Source organism: Variovorax sp. SRS16 (genome assembly GCF_901827165.1).
Lineage (GTDB): Bacteria > Pseudomonadota > Gammaproteobacteria > Burkholderiales > Burkholderiaceae_C > Variovorax.
Genome location: NZ_LR594666.1, coordinates 3,048,283 through 3,064,120 on the forward strand (window position 1 = coordinate 3,048,283; position 15,838 = coordinate 3,064,120).

The following is a 15,838-nucleotide window of genomic DNA, read 5'->3' on the forward strand; positions in this document are numbered from 1 at the left end:
GCCGGCGGACCGGCAGAGCCGGATCCGCGGCGTTTCACGAACGGGCTTCGCTGCACTTGCCTTGCGCGTTGCTCAGCGCGCGGCCAGGGCTCTGCCTTCGGCGGCGCTTTGGCGGCCGAGGTCTAGCAGTTCCATGAGTTCGACGGCCTGCTCCGGGGGTACGGGGTTCGGGGCCTTGCCGAGAATGGCGTCGCGCACCGCGGCGTAGTAGCTCGCGTAGTTGCCGGGGCGCGTCGGCAGCGCCCGTTGCTGCGCACTGCCGTCGTCCGCGTGCAGGGTGAGTTCACCGTCGAGGCCATCGACGCCCCATCCCTCGCCACCGGGCCGTCCTCCGGCGCGTAACGCGTCTTCCTGCGGATCGACACCGTGCTTGACATAGCTGCCGCGCGTGCCGTGCAGGATGTAGCGCGGGGCCGCGTGCGCAGCCAGCGTGGTCGAATGCAGCACGACGCGCAGCGGCGCGTGCGGGCCGACCTCGTAGCGCAAGACCGCGTGGAAGTAGTCGTCGACCAGCGCCCCGTCGCGCAGCACGGCGGTGTCGAGCTGCAAGGTGTCGGGCCGGCCGAACAGCTGGATGGCCTGATCGACCAGGTGCGCACCCAGGTCGACCCACAGTCCCGCGCCCGGCACGGCCTGCTCCCGCCAACGGTCGCGCACCTGCGGCCGGAAGCGATCGAAATGCGACTCGAGATACACCGGACGCCCGAGCTCGCCCCCCGCGAGCACGTCGCGCAGCGTCAGAAAGTCCGCGTCGAAGCGGCGGTTCTGGTAGACCGACAGCAGGCGATCGTGGCGCAGCGCCAGCGCCGCCAGTTCGCGCGCCTGCGCCGCATCGAGCGTGAAGGGCTTGTCGACCACCACATGCTTGCCGGCGGCCAGCGCCTCGCGGGCCAGCGGGTGATGCTGGGCATTGGGCACCGCGATCACGACCAGGTCGATGTCGGCCCGGCGCAGCAAGGCCGCGGCATCCGGGACCACGTCGACGCCGGGCCAGTCGGCATGGACCTTGTGCGGCTGGGAGCTGGCCACGGCACCCAGCACGAGGCCGGGCACGGCCGAAAGCACGGGCGCATGGAAGGTCTGGCCCGCAAAACCATAGCCGACAAGGCCTGCGCGCAGGGGGGAGAAGGTCATCGGAGGGGTGGCTCTGGTTTGGGAAACGGCCAGTATGCGATAATCTTCGGCTCAGCGAAAAGTGCAGCGCGGCGCCGTGCCGTGTCGCTCCTCCAGGATTTCTTTGATCAAGGAGGCCTGTGGCTCTCGCATCGACCAAAGGAAAGACCATGAAAGAAGGCATTCACCCGAACTACCGCGAAGTTCTGTTCGTCGATCTGTCGAACGGCTTCAAGTTCGTGACCCGTTCGTGCGCGAACACCAAGGAAATGGGCAAGACCGACGACGGTCGTGAACTGCCTCTCTTCAAGCTCGACACGTCGAGCGAATCGCACCCCTTCTATACCGGCACGCAAAAGTCGGTCGACAACATGGGCGGCCGCGTCGAGAAGTTCCGCAACCGCTTCGGCAAGACCACCGGCGCCGCTTCCAAGTAAGGAAGGCGCTTCCACGTCGAGGGCAGCCCGGTTTACCGCGCTGCCCTTTTTCTTTACCCGCGTTTCACCCAGCCTCCACCGTTGAATCAGCCGACGCCAGCGATCGTTGCCCAAAGCGCCGTGCGCCGCCTGCCGCGCATCGCGCTGCTGTTGCTGTGCGCCGCCTACCTGATGCCGGGCCTGCTGGGGCGCGGACCGTGGAAGAGCGCCGATATCGTCGCCTTCGGCTACATGTCCGAACTCGCGCACACCACCGAAGGCCTCGCGCGCTGGTTCGACCCGATGCTGCTCGGCATGCGGCCCGAAAGCCCCGCCCTGCTCCCCTACTGGATCGGTGCCTGGGCAATCAAGGCAGCGCCCGCGTGGCTCAACCCCGACCTGGCGGTTCGCATCGTCTTCGCCCTGCTGCTGTGGGGCGCCTTCACGGCCACCTGGTACGCGGTGTACTACCTCGCCCGCACGCCCCGCGCGCAACCGGTGGCGTTCGCCTTCGGCGGCGAGGCCCGGCCGACCGACTATGCGCGCGCGATGGCGGACGGCGCACTGCTGGCGATGATCGCGTGCCTCGGGCTCGCGCAGCTGGGACACGAAACCACCCCCGCGCTGGCGCAGCTTTTCTTTGCCTCCCACCTGTTCTATGGCGTCGCTGCACTGCCGTACCGGCGTGTCGGGGCTTTCATTGCCCTGGCGATCGGGGCCGTCGGCATGACGCTGAGCGGCGGCCCGACCGTCGGGCTGGCATTGGGCATCGGCTGCGTGCTGGTGCTGATCGCCGAACGCCGCCGCGGCGTCGATACCACCGAGGAACCCAGCTACTCCACCGGCGCGGTCATCGCGGTGCTGGGTGCCACGGTGCTGGCAGGCGTGCTGGCCGCTTCGCTCGGCCTTTTCGACTGGAAGATCGAGCTTCCCGGCAGCCGTGCGGCGAGCATCGCCGTCGATGTCAGGAATCAGGCCAAGCTGCTGCTGTGGTTCACCTGGCCCGCGTGGCCGCTTGCCGTGTGGACCCTGTGGCGCTGGCGCCGCCAGCTCATGGCCCGCCACGTCGCGTTGCCGCTGTGGTTCGCACTGGTGCCCCTGGCCGCGACCTGGACCACCAACTATTCCGAACGCTCGCTGCTGCTCGCCCTGCCTGCCTTCGCGACGCTGGCGGCCTTCGCCCTGCCGACCTTCCGGCGCAGCGTGTCGGCGTTGATCGATTGGTTCACGCTGCTCTTCTTCAGCGGTTCGGCGATCATCATCTGGGTCATCTGGATCGCGATGCAGACCGGCGTGCCGGCCAAGCCGGCCGCCAATGTCGCGAGACTGGCACCCGGCTTCGTTCCGCACTTCTCGGGCGTCGCCTTCGCCTTCGCACTGGCGGCAACGCTCGCCTGGGCCTGGCTCGTGCGATGGCGCACCGGCCGCCACCGCGCGGCGCTCTGGAAGACCCTGGTGCTGCCGGCCGGCGGCGCGGCGCTGTGCTGGATGCTGCTGATGACGCTGTGGCTGCCGCTGCTCGACTACGCGCGCAGCTACATCCCGCAGGTGCGGGCGGTCTCCGAACGCGTGGGCCAGCCTGCATGCATTTCCGAACTCTCGCTCGACCGCCCGCATATCGCAGCGTTGCGCTTTCATGGCCAGCTGAAGCTGCAACCGCTGACCACTGCGCAGAACTGCCCCTGGCTGCTGGTGGCGCCGGAAGCGATCGTGCGGCTGCACGAAATCGTGAACCTCGATGGTTGGCGCTTCACCGGCACGCTGCGCCGTCCGACCAGCGCGGGCGACGATCTGCTGCTCTACCAACGGATCACCCCGGCCGGTGACTAGCGAACGGCGCGTGATCGTGCGCCACGCCGCGACGGTGCTGGCCGGACAGATGGCAGTGATGGCCTTCGGCGTGACCGACACGATCGTGGCCGGCCGCTATGCCGAGGGCGCCCTGGCCGCACTGTCGGTCGGCTCGGCCATCTTCGTCAGCGTCTACGTCTCGTTGATGGGCGGCCTGCAGGCGTTGCTGCCGGTGTGGGCCGAACTGCACGGCGCGCGGCGCACCGGGGAAGTCGGCGCGTCGGTGCGGCAGTCGCTCTATCTGTGCGGCATCGCGATCGTGCTCGGGATGAGCGTGCTGCTGTTCCCGGCCCCGATGCTGCGCTGGACCGAAGTGCCGCGGGCCATGCGCGCGGACGTCGAGGCCTATCTGCAGGTGCTCGCCTTCGCGCTCGCGCCGGCCCTGCTGTTCCGGCTTTTCAGCACCCTGAACCAGAGCCTGGGCAAGCCGCAGCTGGTGACCTGGCTGCAGCTGGCTTCGCTCGCCATGAAGCTGCCCCTGTCCATCTGGCTCACCTTCGGCGGTGCGGGCCTGCCCGCGATGGGCTTGGTGGGCTGCGGCGTCGCGACGCTGATCGTGAACTGGACCATGTTGGTGCTCGCCGTGCTGTTGCTGCGCAGGCAGGCCTTCTACCGCGAGTACCGCTTCTGGCAGCGTATCGAGAAACCCGACTGGGCGCAGCTCGGCCAGTTCGCGCGGTTGGGCGTGCCGGCCGGGCTCTCGGTGCTGGTGGAGGTGACCTCGTTCACGCTGATGGCGCTTTTCATCGCGCGCCTGGGCACCGCCGCTTCGGCAGCCCATCAGATCGCGTCGAACCTCACCGCGGTCGCCTACATGATGCCGCTGTCGCTGGCCATCGCGACCAGCGCGCGCGTGAGCTTCTGGCTCGGCGCGGGCGAGGCGGCCCTGGCGCGCCGCGCCTGCCGCAAAGGCTTCGAGCTGGCGCTGTTCTTCGCCCTGCTGATCGCGGGATCGATGCTGCTGTTCCGATGGCAGCTGCCGCGCATCTATTCCGCCAATCCCGAGGTCGTGGCACTCGGCGCGACACTGCTGCTGGCGACCTGCATCTACCACCTCGCGGACGCCGTGCAGACCTTGTGCGTGTTCGTGCTGCGCTGCTATCGGGTCACCGTGATGCCGCTGATCCTCTATTGCACGCTGCTCTGGGGCGTGGGCCTCGGCGGCAGCTACCTGCTGGCCTACCGCGGCGTCGGTCCGTGGCCGGCGATGGAGTCGCCGCTGGCGTTCTGGATCATGGGCGCGCTGGCGCTCGCGCTCACCGCAACGCTCTTCCTCGCCCTGCTGCTGGTGACCGTCAGGCAGCGACGCTGACCGGCGCAGCCGGCCGCAGCCGCGTGACCGGGAACAGCAGCGCGAAACGCGAGCCCTTGCCGACCGTGCTTTCGATGCGCAGCTCGGCGCCATGGCGTTGCGCGACGTGCTTCACGATCGCCAGTCCGAGCCCGGTGCCGCCGGTCTCGCGCGAGCGGCTGCGATCGATGCGATAGAAGCGCTCGGTCAGCCGCGGAATATGCTCGGCCGCGATGCCGGGTCCGCTATCGCGCACCGCATACTCGCCGCGACCGTCGGGCAGGAGGCGCCAGCTCACCGCCACCTGGCCGCCGCCCGGCGTGTATCGGATGGCGTTGCTCAGCAGGTTCGACATGGCGCTCTGCAGTTCGGTCGGCGCGCCGGCCAGCTCGGTGTCGGCCTCCATGTCGAACGAGAGCCGATGACCCTGCGACGCCAGCCGGCTCGACAAGCCGCGCCCCTCGTCTTCGCATTGCGCCAGCAGCGCCCGCACGCGGGTCCAGCGATTGGCCGGCGGTGCCGCACTGCCCTCGAGCCGCGACAGCGTCAGCAGGTCGTTGACCAGCGTTTCCATGCGATGCGACTGCTGCCCCATGAGTGCGAGGTAGCGCGCGCGCTCCTCGGCATCGAGCGGCAGGTTCTGCAGCGTCTCGACGAAGCCTGCGAGCACCGTCAGCGGCGTGCGGATCTCGTGCGAAACGTTGGCGACGAAATCGCGCCGCATCGCTTCGGCCTGTTCGACCGCGGTGATGTCGCGCGTGAGCAGCATGCGGCGATTGCCCGCGTAGGGATGGACCTGTACCGACAGCCGCATCGGCTGACCACGGTGCGCATGCACCTGCGAGGACGCGTCGATCACCACGTCGCGGCTGTAGTTCCACGATGCGAGGTAGGCCACGAAGGCCGGATCGCGCACCAGGTTCGCGAGGTGCTGCAGCAGGTCGCGCTCGGCATCGATGCCGAACTGCGAGGCCGCCGTCTGGTTGCACCATTCGATGCGCCCCTGCTCGTCGAGCAGCACCACGCCATTGGGCGAAGCCTGGATGGCAGCGAGGAATTCCTGCAGCCGATCCTCGGCCTGACGGGTCTGCTGTTCGCGCACGCGCAGCAGCTTGCGAATGCGTTCGGACAGTTCGCCCCACACGCCGGGACCGCGCAAAGGCAGGCCCGAGGCATCGTTGCGCAAGACCTTCAGCAGGCGCTGCGCACGCCATGCATCGAGCGCCAGCCAGAGTAGCGCGCCCAGCCAGGCGCCGGCCCCCGCGAAACGCCAGCCGATGAGGGCTGCCGCACAGGCGGCGCCCGCGAGCGAAGCGATCAGGAAAGTTGCGATACGGAAGGGCATGCCGAAACGATTATCCCGCCCGTGGGCCGTGCACCGCCGCGCGGCGGCCCGGCGTCGGCATCAGACGGTGGCCTGCGCCGTGAGCCGGTAACCCGCGCCGCGCACGGTCTCGACCATCGGCGCGGCCGCGCCGAGCGATTCGCGCAGGCGCTTGACGTGCACGTCGACCGTGCGCTCCTCGATGTAGACGTGGTCGCCCCACACCTTGTCCAGCAGCTGGGCACGGCTGTGCACGCGCTCGGCATGCTGCATGAGATAGCCCAGCAGCTTGAACTCGGTCGGCCCTACCTTGAGCGGCGCGCCCTGCCAGGTCACGCGGTGCGTCGCGGTGTCGAGCGCGAGCTCGCCGATCTCGACGCGCTCGGTCACGACCTCGGGCGCCCGGCGGCGCAGCACGGCCCGGATGCGGGCCAGCATCTCCTGCGTCGAGAACGGCTTGGTGATGTAGTCGTCGGCGCCGGCATCGAGCCCGGCCACCTTGTCGGGCTCGTCGCCGCGCGCAGTGAGCATGAGGATCGGAATCGCCTTGGTGCGCGAGTCCTTGCGCCAGTGGCGCGCGAGTTGCAGGCCGCTCTGGCCCGGCAGCATCCAGTCGAGCAGCACCAGGTCGGGCAGGAAGGCATCGATCTCGCGCTGCGCCGCATCGCCGTCCTCGGCCCAGATCGGCTCGAAGCCGTTGTGGCGCAGGTTGACGGCGATCAGCTCGGCGATCGAGGACTCGTCTTCGACGATCAGGATGCGTGGTTTCTTCATAGACAACAGAAGTCCAAGTGTGCCAGCAACTCAGCGCGGGAAACACCGCGGATCCGGCTTTGCCGGTCCGCCGGTGTTGCCCCCGGCAGGGGGTTGGCGAAGCGACACGAAGTGCGCGCAGCCTGGGGGCGAGTCATTGAAGCGCAGCTTCAATCTCATTCATCGAAGTGTGCCGCACATCGGCGCCCTTGACGATGTAGATGATGAACTCGGCGATGTTCTTCGCATGGTCGCCGATGCGCTCGATGGCCTTGGCCAGGAACAGCAGATCGAGGCTGGCCGAGATGGTGCGGGGATCTTCCATCATGTAAGTCACCAGCTTGCGCACGAAGCCGTCGAATTCCTTGTCGATCAGGTCGTCGTCTTTCAGGATCGAGAGCGCGGCGGCGGTGTCCAGCCGCGCGAAGGCATCGAGCGCCTTGCGCAGCAGGCCCGAGGCCAGGTCGGCGGCGACACGCAGCTCGATCGAGGGCAGCGCGCGCGCCGACCCGCTCTCGATGATCTTCTTGACCATGCGCGCGATCTTGTTGGCCTCGTCGCCGACGCGTTCGAGGTTGGCGGTGGTCTTCGAGATCGCGATCAGGAGGCGCAGATCGCGCGCCGTCGGCTGGCGCCGCGCGATGATCGACGACAGCTCGCGGTCGATCTCGATCTCCATCGCGTTGACGCGATTCTCGGTCTCCATCACGCGGTCCGCGGCTTCCGAATCGAACTCGGACAGCGCATACACCGCCTGGTAGATCTGCGACTCGACCATGCCGCCGAGCTCCATCACGCGGGACGAGACGGTGTTGAGTTCGCTGTCGAACTGGCTGGAGAGGTGTTTCTCGGTCATGCGGTCTCCTTAGCCGAAACGGCCTGTGATGTAGTCCTCGGTCTCCTTGCGCTTCGGCTTGAAGAACAGCTCTTCCGTGGCACCGAATTCGATCAGGTCGCCGAGGTACATGTAGGCGGTGTAATCGCTGCAGCGCGCGGCCTGCTGCATGTTGTGGGTCACGATGACGACGGTGTACTCGCTCTTGAGCTCGGCGATCAACTCCTCGATCTTCGCCGTCGAGATCGGGTCCAGCGCCGAGCACGGCTCGTCGAGCAGCAGGACCTCGGGCTTGATCGCGATGCCGCGCGCGATGCACAGCCGCTGCTGCTGCCCGCCCGACAGGCCGGAGCCGCTCTGCTGCAGCTTGTCGCGCACCTCGGTCCAGAGCGCGGCCTTCTTGAGCGCCCATTCGACGCGATCGTCCATCTCGGCGGCGCTCAGGCTCTCGAACAGCTTCACGCCGAAAGCGATGTTGTCGTAGATCGACATCGGGAACGGCGTCGGCTTCTGGAACACCATGCCGACCTTGGCGCGGATCAGTGCGACATCCTGCTTGGAGGTCAGCAGGTTCTCGCCGTCCAGCGCGATGGTGCCCTCGGCGCGCTGCTCGGGATAGAGCTCGAACATCCGGTTGAAGGTGCGCAGCAGCGTCGACTTGCCGCAACCCGACGGGCCGATGAAGGCCGTCACCTTGTTCTCGGGGATCTCGAGGTTGATGCCCTTGAGCGCGTGGAACTTGCCGTAGTAGAAGTTCAGGTCCTTGACCGAGATCTTCGAGCGCGAGGGCTGTGCGAGTGTGGTTGGCATTGGGGGTCAGAGTTTGGTGCGGGTCAGGACCCGCGCGAGGATATTGAGGCCCAGCACCGCGACGGTGATCAGGAACACGCCGGCCCATGCCAGGTGTTGCCAGTTCTCATACGGGCTCATCGCGAACTTGAAGATGGTCACCGGCAGGCTGGCCATCGGCTGGCGCAGGTCGGAGGTCCAGAACTGGTTGCTGAGCGCGGTGAAGAGCAGCGGCGCGGTCTCGCCGGCGATGCGCGCCACGGCCAGCAGCACGCCGGTGACGACGCCCGCGCGCGCGGCGCGCAGCGTGATGCTCAGGATCACCTTCCACTTCGGCGTGCCCAGCGCATAGGCCGCTTCGCGCAAGCCGGGCGGCACCAGCTGGAGCATGTTCTCGGTCGTGCGGATCACGACCGGGATCACGATCAGCGCCAGCGACAGCGCACCGGCCAGGCCCGAGAAGGTCTTGAAATAGGCCACCACCACCGCGTAGACGAACAGGCCGATCACGATCGACGGCGCCGACAGCAGGATGTCGTTGACGAAGCGGATCACGTTCGACAACCAGCTCTTCGGGTTGTACTCGGCCAGATAGATGCCGGCCATGATGCCGATCGGCGTTCCGATGAAGGTGGCCATCGCCACCATCATGAAGGAGCCGTAGATCGCGTTGGCGATGCCGCCCGCCTCGTTCGGCGGCGGCGTCATCTCGGTGAAGGTGGCCAGTGCGAGGCCGCCCACGCCGAGGCGCAGCGTTTCCCACAGGATCCAGACCAGCCAGAAAACGCCGAAAGCCATCGCGGCGAGCGACAGGCTCAGCGCGATGATGTTGACGCGCTTGCGGCTGGCAAAGCGCGCAGCGCGTGTTTCCTCGAGCGCCTTGGCGGTCAGCAGACGTTCTGCGGTGGTCATGCTCGCGTCCCTTCGCTCTTCTTCATCCGCTGCAACAGCAGCTTGGACAGCGACAGCACCACGAAGGTGATGAAGAACAGCACCAGCCCGAGGTACATCAGCGAGGCCTGGTGCAGGCCTTCGCCGGCTTCGGCGAATTCGTTGGCCAGCACCGAGGTGATGCTGTTGGCCGCCTCGAACACAGACAGCGAACTGAGCTGGTTGGTATTGCCGATCACGAAGGTGACGGCCATCGTCTCGCCGAGCGCGCGGCCCAGGCCGAGCATGATGCCGCCGACGACGCCGGCCTTGGTGTACGGCAGCACGACCTTGGAGACGACCTCCCAGGTGGTCGAACCCAGGCCGTAGGCCGATTCCTTGAGCAGCGGCGGCGTCACCTCGAACACATCGCGCATCACCGAGGCGATGAACGGAATGATCATGATCGCGAGGATGATGCCGGCCGACAGGATGCCGATGCCCACGGGCGGCCCGGTCACCAGCGCGCCGAGGTAAGGCACCCCGGCGAAAAGCTTCTGCAGCGGCTGCTGCACATAGGTCGCCAGGATCGGCCCGAACACCAGCAGGCCCCACATGCCGTAGACGATCGAAGGCACCGCAGCAAGCAGCTCGATGGCCGTGCCCAGCGGGCGCTTGAGCCACGAGGGCGACATCTCGGTGAGGAACAGCGCGATGCCGAAACTCACCGGCACCGCGATCAGCAGCGCGATCAGCGAGGTGGCGAGCGTGCCGTAGATCATCACGAGACCGCCGTATTCGTCCTTGACCGGATCCCACACGCTGCTGGTGAAGAAGCCGAAGCCGAACTTGGCGATCGCCGGCCAGGCGCCGACCAGAAGCGACAGCAGGATGCCGATCAGCATCGCGAGCGTCAGCAGCGCGGCCCCCATGGCGGCCCAGCCGAACAGACGATCGGTGAGCGGCCCCGTGCGCGGCCGCTTGGCCGGCGGCGGGCTGGTCGCGGCACGCGCGTCCTCGGTGGCGAGGTCGAGCGCGCGGGCGTTTGCGGGAAAGGTGGATGACACAGGTCGCTCCGAAAGCGGCGCGCGATCGAGCTCCATGCTCATGCGCGCCGTCGTTTCTTATTGCTGGACGGTGATGGTCTTGCCCGACGCGTCCTTGATCTCACCCCAGGCGGACGCGATGGCACCCTTGACCTTGTCGGGCATCGGCACGTAGTCGAGATCGGCAGCGGTCTTGTCGCCGTTCTTGTAGGCCCAGTCGAAGAACTTGAGCGTGGTCGCCGCCTGCGCCGGCTTGTCCTGCGCCTTGTGCATCAGGATGAAGGTCGCGCCGGTGATCGGCCATGCGTCCTTGCCCGGCTGGTTGGTCAGCACCTGATAGAAAGTCTTGGACCAGTCGGCGCCGGCGGCCGCGGCCTTGAACGCGGTGTCGTCGGGCGAGACGAAGGCACCGGTCGAATTCTCCATCTGCGTGTACGTCATCTTGTTCTGCTTGACGTAAGCGTATTCGACGTAGCCGATCGAATTGGGCAGCTTGTTCACGAAGGCCGCGACACCCTCGTTGCCCTTGCCGCCCGCGCCGGTGGGCCAGTTGACGGCCGTGCCGTCGCCGACCTTGCTCTTCCAGTCGGCGTTGACCTTGCTCAGGTAGTTCGTGAACAGGAAGGTCGTGCCCGAACCGTCGGCGCGGCGCACGGGTGCGATGGCCGCATCGGGCAGCGCGACCGAAGCGTTGAGCGCCTTGATCGCCGGATCGTTCCACTTGGTGATCTTGCCGAGATAGATGTCGCCGAGCACCTGGCCGCTGAGCTTGAGCGCACCGGGCTTGATGCCCTGGATATTGACCACGGGGATCACGCCGCCGATCACGGTGGGGAATTGCATCAGGCCCTTGGCCTTGAGCTCTTCGTCGGCCAGCGGCATGTCGGACGCGCCGAAGTCCACCGTCTTGGCATCGATCTGCTTGATGCCGGCGCCGGAACCGACCGACTGGTAGTTGATCTTGACGCCGGTGGCCTTGTTGTAGTCGGAGGCCCACTTGGAATAAAGCGGCGCCGGGAAGCTCGCGCCGGCGCCGGTGGCTTCCTGTGCGAAGGCGGGAACTTGGGCGAAGGCCGCGGCGACGAGGCCGGCGGCAGCGAATTTGAACGTCGTTTTCATATTGGAACTTCCTTTGAAGTGAAGGACCCCGCAAGGGGCTTGGAACGGACTCTAGGGAGCTCATGTGACATCGGTGTGACACCCCTCCACAGAGGGAAAACGACCCTTTCGGCGATCCGGCCCACATGACGGTGTCATGCAACCGTCATACGGCCGATCTAGCCTTGCGCTCGCCTGCGTGCTCGTCGGCGCTACGATCAGGCCCCGGCCTCTCCACTTCAATATGCAAAACGGAACCCGCCTCGCTGCGGTCGATCTCGGCTCCAACAGCTTTCGCCTCGAAATCGGTCAGGTCGACCATGGCCAGATCCATCGCACCGAATACCTGAAAGAGACCGTACGCCAGGGCAACGGCCTGGACAGCGCGCGCAACCTCACGCCCGAGGCCATGCAGCGCGGATGGGACACGCTCGCGCGCTTCGGCGAACGATTGGCGGGCTTCAAGCGCTCGCAGGTGCGTGCGGTCGCCACGCAGACGCTGCGCGAAGCCCGCAACCGCGACGAATTCCTGCTGCGCGCGCGCACCGTGCTCGGCTTCGGCATCGACGTCATCACCGGCCGCGAGGAAGCGCGTCTGATCTACCAGGGCGTCGCCCACGCGCTGCCCCATACCGATGCCAGCGACCGCGAACGCCGGCTGGTGGTGGACATCGGCGGACGCTCCACCGAGATGATCATCGGCCGGGCGCTCGAAGCCGAGGTGATGGAGTCCTACCGTGTCGGCAGCGTCGCCTGGTCGATGAAGCATTTCGCCGAGGGCCAGTTCACGGCCGCGGCCTTCCGGGCGGCCGAGATCGCGGCCAAGGCGGTGCTCGACGACGCGCTCGGCAGCTACGTGCCCGACCGCTGGGACGTTGCCTACGGTGCCTCGGGCACGATCGGAGCGGTCGGCGACGTGCTGGCGGCTGCCGGCGGCGAGCCGGGCCTGATCACGCGCGAGGGACTCGACTGGCTGCTCGACCGGCTGCTCAAGGCCGGCAGCGCCGACCGGCTGCGCATCGAAGGCATGCGCGAGGACCGCAAGGCCGTGATCGGCGGCGGCGTGAGCGTGCTGCGCGCCGTGTTCGACCTGCTCGAGATCGAGGAGATGCGGGTCGCCCAGGGCGCGCTGCGCCATGGCGTGCTCTATGAATTGCTGGAGCGCGACGACAGCGTCGCCGACCTGCGCGCTTCCACGGTGGCCCGGCTCGCCGGCCGCTTCGCCGTCGATGCGATGCAGGCCCGGCGCGTCGGCGAGACCGCCGCGGCGCTGTTCCTGCAGATCGATCCGGCCGCGCGCGGCGCCAGCACCACGAGCCGCGCCGGCCGCGCGCTGCGCAAGCTCGGCTGGGCGGCGCAGCTGCACGAGATCGGCGTGCAGATCTCCCACAGCGAGTACCACAAGCACGGTGCCTACATCCTCGACAACGCGGACGCACCAGGCTTCGCGGTGAACGAGATGCACTGGCTCGGCCAGCTGGTGCTCGGCCACCGCGGCAAGCTGCGCAAGCTCGAACCGGTGCTGGAGGACGAAGGCTTCGCCGCGCAACTGCTGTCCTTGCGGCTGGCGGTGATCCTCTGCCATGCACGGCGCGATCCCGATCTGCAGGGGCTGCGCTTCACTCACGCGGGCGGACGGGTGTTCTCGGTCGCATGCCGCAGCGGCTGGGCGGAAGCCTATCCGCAGTCGGCGCATCTGCTGCGCGAAGAGGTGCTGGCCTGGCAGAAGACCAGCTGGCGCGTCGAGCTCGCCGGCTGAAGGCGCCTGGCGCTACTACAGCAGTTCGGGCGACTGCACCGCAACCACGATCGTCTGCACGTCGTGGTCGCGCTCGCGCGAGCGGATCCACCAGGCCGCGCCCTTGCGCACCGGGCAGCTGTCCTGCTGCAGCCCGAGCAGCAGCGAGATCGACTGGCCGAGCGAAGGCTGATGCCCGATCAGCAGCACCACCGACTTGCCGTTGGGCCAGCCGGCCGCGCCCAGCAGCGCATCGGGCGTGGTGTCGGGCGCGAGTTCGGCGCGCAGCTTGTATTTGCGCCCGAGCGCCAGCGCCGTCTGCTCGCAGCGCCGCGCCGGACTGCAGACGACGCGCGTGCCTTCCGGCAGCTGGCGGTCGAGCCAGGCGCCCATGCGCTTGGCCTGCTTCTCGCCGCGCGGCGTGAGCGAGCGCTGCAGGTCGTCGCAGCCCTCGGTCCAGTCCTCGGCCTCGGCATGGCGCCAGAAAATAAGGTCCATGGTGTTGTCAATCCCTTGAAGCGGCGCGGCTGAGGCCGCGCGATGCGTAGCGGTCCATCAGGGCCTTCTGCGCGCCGTGGGCCTCGACCGCGCGCGAGGCACCGCCCTCGCCCACGTGCGTGTCGCGATGCACGTGGTGGTAGGCGCCGTCGGCGCCGAGGTCCCAGGCGTCGCGGCCGTCGTGCAGGTAGGCGACCAGGCATTCGTCGATGAGCCGCTGGCGCAGCACCGGATCGGTCACCGGCCAGGCCAGCTCGATGCGCCGCAGCATGTTGCGATTCATCCAGTCGGCGCTGGACAGGTAGAGCGCCTCGTCGTCGCGCTGGCGGAAATAGAAGACGCGCGAATGTTCGAGAAAGCGCCCGATCACCGAGCGCACGCGGATGTTGTCGGTCAGGCCCGGCGCCTGCGCCGGCAGCGTGCAGGCGCCGCGCACGATCAGGTCGATCTTCACGCCCTTCTGCCCGGCCTTGACCAGCGCGGCGATCAGGTCCTCGTCGGTCAGCGCGTTCATCTTGGCGACGATGCGTGTCGGCTCGCCCAGTGCCGCGGCAACACCGAGCGCGTCGATGCGCGCGAGCAGGTTGCGGTGGAGGTCGAAAGGCGCGAGCCACATGCGGTTGAGCTTCGGCAGCCGGCTCTGGCTGGCCAGGTGCACGAACACCGCTTCCATGTCGGCGGTCAGCAGCGGGTCGGCGGTCAGATGGCTGATGTCGGTGTAGAGCGCCGCCGTGCGCGGGTTGTAGTTGCCGGTCGACAGATGACCGTAGCGCCGCATCTGCTTGCCCTCGCGGCGAGTCACCAGCAGCATCTTGGCGTGGGTCTTCAGGCCGACCACGCCATACACCACCTGCGCGCCGATCGATTCGAGCATCTCGGCCCAGTTGATGTTGGCTTCCTCGTCGAAGCGTGCCTTGAGCTCCACCACCACCGTCACTTCCTTGCCGTTGCGGACGGCCTCGCGCAGCAGGTCCATCAACTCGGAGTCGGTGCCGGTGCGGTAGATGGTCTGCTTGATGGCGAGCACCTGCGGATCTTTCACCGCCTCGCGCAGGAATGCGAGCACGCCCTCGAAGCTTTCGAAAGGCTGGTGGATCAGCGCATCGCCGCGCTGCAGCCGGTCGAAGAAGGACTGGCCGGGCGACAGCGTGATCGGGTAGGACGCCTGGTAGGGCGGAAAGCGCAGCTGCGGTTCCTCGAGCAGGTCGATCAGCTGCGTCAGGCGCGCCAGATTGACCGGCCCATGCACACGGTAGAGCGCCTGCGCGGGCAGATTGAACTGCGCAAGCAGAAAGCTCGCCAGCGATTCGGCGCAGCTGGCCGACACCTCGAGCCGCACGGCCTGTCCGTAGTGCCGATGCTGCAGGCCCTGGCGCAGCGCGGTGCGCAGGTTCTTGACGTCTTCCTCGTCGACCGCGAGGTCGGAATGGCGCGTCACCCGGAACTGCGAGAACTCGCCCACCTCGCGCCCCGGAAACATGCTCGACAGGTGGGCGCGCACGATGCTCGACAGCGCGATGAACAGCGTCTTGCCGCCCGACACCTTGGACGGCATGCGGATCAGCCGCGGCAGCACGCGCGGCACCTTGACGATGGCGATCGGGTTCTCGCGGCCGAAGGCATCCTTGCCACTCAGCCGCACGATGAAGTTGAGCGACTTGTTGGCCACCTGCGGAAACGGATGGGCCGGATCCAGCCCGACCGGGATCAGCAGCGGTCGGACCTCGCGCTCGTAATAGTCATGCACCCATTTGCGCTGCACCGGATTGCGCTCGCCGTGGGAGATGATCTGGATCCCCTGGGCCGCGAAGGTAGGAATCAGCTCGTCGTTGTAGAGCGCGTACTGACCTGCGACCAGCGCGTGCGCCGCCTCGGCCAGCCGCTCGAAGGATTCCACGGTGTACGTGCCCTTGTGGTCCCCGGCCACGCCGGCGCCCAGGTGCGGCGCCGCGCGGACCTCGAAGAACTCGTCGAGATTGGACGACACGATGCAGAGATAGCGCAGCCGCTCGATCAGCGGCACCTCGGGACGTCGCGCCCAATCGAGCACCCGCTCATTGAAGGCGAGGATGCTGTGGTCGCGATCGAGCAGCACCAGGGCGGGCTGGACGGGAGCGGCCGCGGCGTCTGCTTTGGCGGGCGACATGGACACTGATTCTGGGACAAGCGGCACGGAAATGCTCGTAGGCGTAAACATGACAGTGTCGACAGCCGTC

The 15,838-nt window shown here is 67.6% G+C and carries 14 protein-coding genes; 4 read left to right on the top strand and 10 right to left on the bottom strand.

Annotated elements, in window-relative coordinates; genetic code table 11:
* Positions 1-72: 72 nt before the first annotated feature.
* Positions 73-1,134: an oxidoreductase gene (locus E5P2_RS14770; RefSeq protein ID WP_162567887.1), complete on the bottom strand. Its 1,062-nt coding sequence runs from the start codon at positions 1,132-1,134 to the stop codon at positions 73-75.
* Between the two features lie 149 nt (positions 1,135-1,283).
* Between E5P2_RS14770 and E5P2_RS14775 the strand changes: the two genes are divergently transcribed.
* The 3 genes from E5P2_RS14775 (at position 1,284) to E5P2_RS14785 (ending at position 4,692) form a co-directional block, all read left to right on the top strand.
* Positions 1,284-1,550, top strand: coding sequence for a type B 50S ribosomal protein L31 (locus tag E5P2_RS14775; protein WP_162567888.1), 267 nt, complete (start codon positions 1,284-1,286; stop codon positions 1,548-1,550).
* A gap of 81 nt (positions 1,551-1,631) precedes the next feature.
* Positions 1,632-3,359, top strand: coding sequence for a hypothetical protein (locus tag E5P2_RS14780; RefSeq protein ID WP_162567889.1), 1,728 nt, complete (start codon positions 1,632-1,634; stop codon positions 3,357-3,359).
* A 49-nt stretch (positions 3,360-3,408) separates the two neighbouring features.
* Positions 3,409-4,692: an MATE family efflux transporter gene (locus E5P2_RS14785; protein WP_443083553.1), complete on the top strand. Its 1,284-nt coding sequence runs from the start codon at positions 3,409-3,411 to the stop codon at positions 4,690-4,692.
* Here the strand turns inward: E5P2_RS14785 and phoR are convergent.
* From phoR to pstS, 7 genes are all read right to left on the bottom strand, one after another.
* Positions 4,676-6,016 (bottom strand): phosphate regulon sensor histidine kinase PhoR, encoded by a 1,341-nt coding sequence (gene phoR / locus E5P2_RS14790; RefSeq protein WP_162567891.1) that lies wholly within the window; start codon positions 6,014-6,016, stop codon positions 4,676-4,678. The genes E5P2_RS14785 and phoR overlap by 17 nt on opposite strands.
* Positions 6,017-6,076: 60 nt before the next feature.
* On the bottom strand, positions 6,077-6,769 hold the full coding sequence (gene phoB, locus E5P2_RS14795; RefSeq protein ID WP_162567892.1) for a phosphate regulon transcriptional regulator PhoB: 693 nt from the start codon (positions 6,767-6,769) through the stop codon (positions 6,077-6,079).
* A 133-nt stretch (positions 6,770-6,902) separates the two neighbouring features.
* Positions 6,903-7,604 (bottom strand): phosphate signaling complex protein PhoU, encoded by a 702-nt coding sequence (phoU, locus tag E5P2_RS14800; RefSeq protein WP_162567893.1) that lies wholly within the window; start codon positions 7,602-7,604, stop codon positions 6,903-6,905.
* Between the two features lie 9 nt (positions 7,605-7,613).
* The gene (gene pstB / locus E5P2_RS14805) at positions 7,614-8,393 is read right to left on the bottom strand and encodes a phosphate ABC transporter ATP-binding protein PstB (protein ID WP_162567894.1); all 780 of its coding nucleotides are present in this window, start codon (positions 8,391-8,393) and stop codon (positions 7,614-7,616) included.
* Between the two features lie 6 nt (positions 8,394-8,399).
* On the bottom strand, positions 8,400-9,284 hold the full coding sequence (gene pstA / locus E5P2_RS14810; RefSeq protein ID WP_162567895.1) for a phosphate ABC transporter permease PstA: 885 nt from the start codon (positions 9,282-9,284) through the stop codon (positions 8,400-8,402).
* On the bottom strand, positions 9,281-10,345 hold the full coding sequence (pstC, locus tag E5P2_RS14815; RefSeq protein WP_443083554.1) for a phosphate ABC transporter permease subunit PstC: 1,065 nt from the start codon (positions 10,343-10,345) through the stop codon (positions 9,281-9,283). Before pstC ends, pstA begins: the two co-directional genes overlap by 4 nt.
* A gap of 21 nt (positions 10,346-10,366) precedes the next feature.
* Positions 10,367-11,407 carry a phosphate ABC transporter substrate-binding protein PstS gene (gene pstS / locus E5P2_RS14820; RefSeq protein ID WP_162567897.1) on the bottom strand — a complete coding sequence of 347 codons (1,041 nt, stop codon included), beginning with the start codon at positions 11,405-11,407 and terminating at the stop codon, positions 10,367-10,369.
* A 223-nt stretch (positions 11,408-11,630) separates the two neighbouring features.
* On the opposite strand from pstS, the gene E5P2_RS14825 reads away from it, so the two are divergent.
* Positions 11,631-13,145, top strand: a complete 1,515-nt coding sequence (locus E5P2_RS14825) for a Ppx/GppA phosphatase family protein (RefSeq protein WP_162567898.1) — start codon at positions 11,631-11,633, stop codon at positions 13,143-13,145.
* A 15-nt stretch (positions 13,146-13,160) separates the two neighbouring features.
* Here E5P2_RS14825 and E5P2_RS14830 read toward each other — a convergent pair whose 3' ends face one another.
* Positions 13,161-13,622, bottom strand: coding sequence for a SixA phosphatase family protein (locus E5P2_RS14830; RefSeq protein ID WP_162567899.1), 462 nt, complete (start codon positions 13,620-13,622; stop codon positions 13,161-13,163).
* Between the two features lie 7 nt (positions 13,623-13,629).
* On the bottom strand, positions 13,630-15,768 hold the full coding sequence (gene ppk1, locus E5P2_RS14835; RefSeq protein WP_232080707.1) for a polyphosphate kinase 1: 2,139 nt from the start codon (positions 15,766-15,768) through the stop codon (positions 13,630-13,632).
* Positions 15,769-15,838 lie beyond the last annotated feature (70 nt).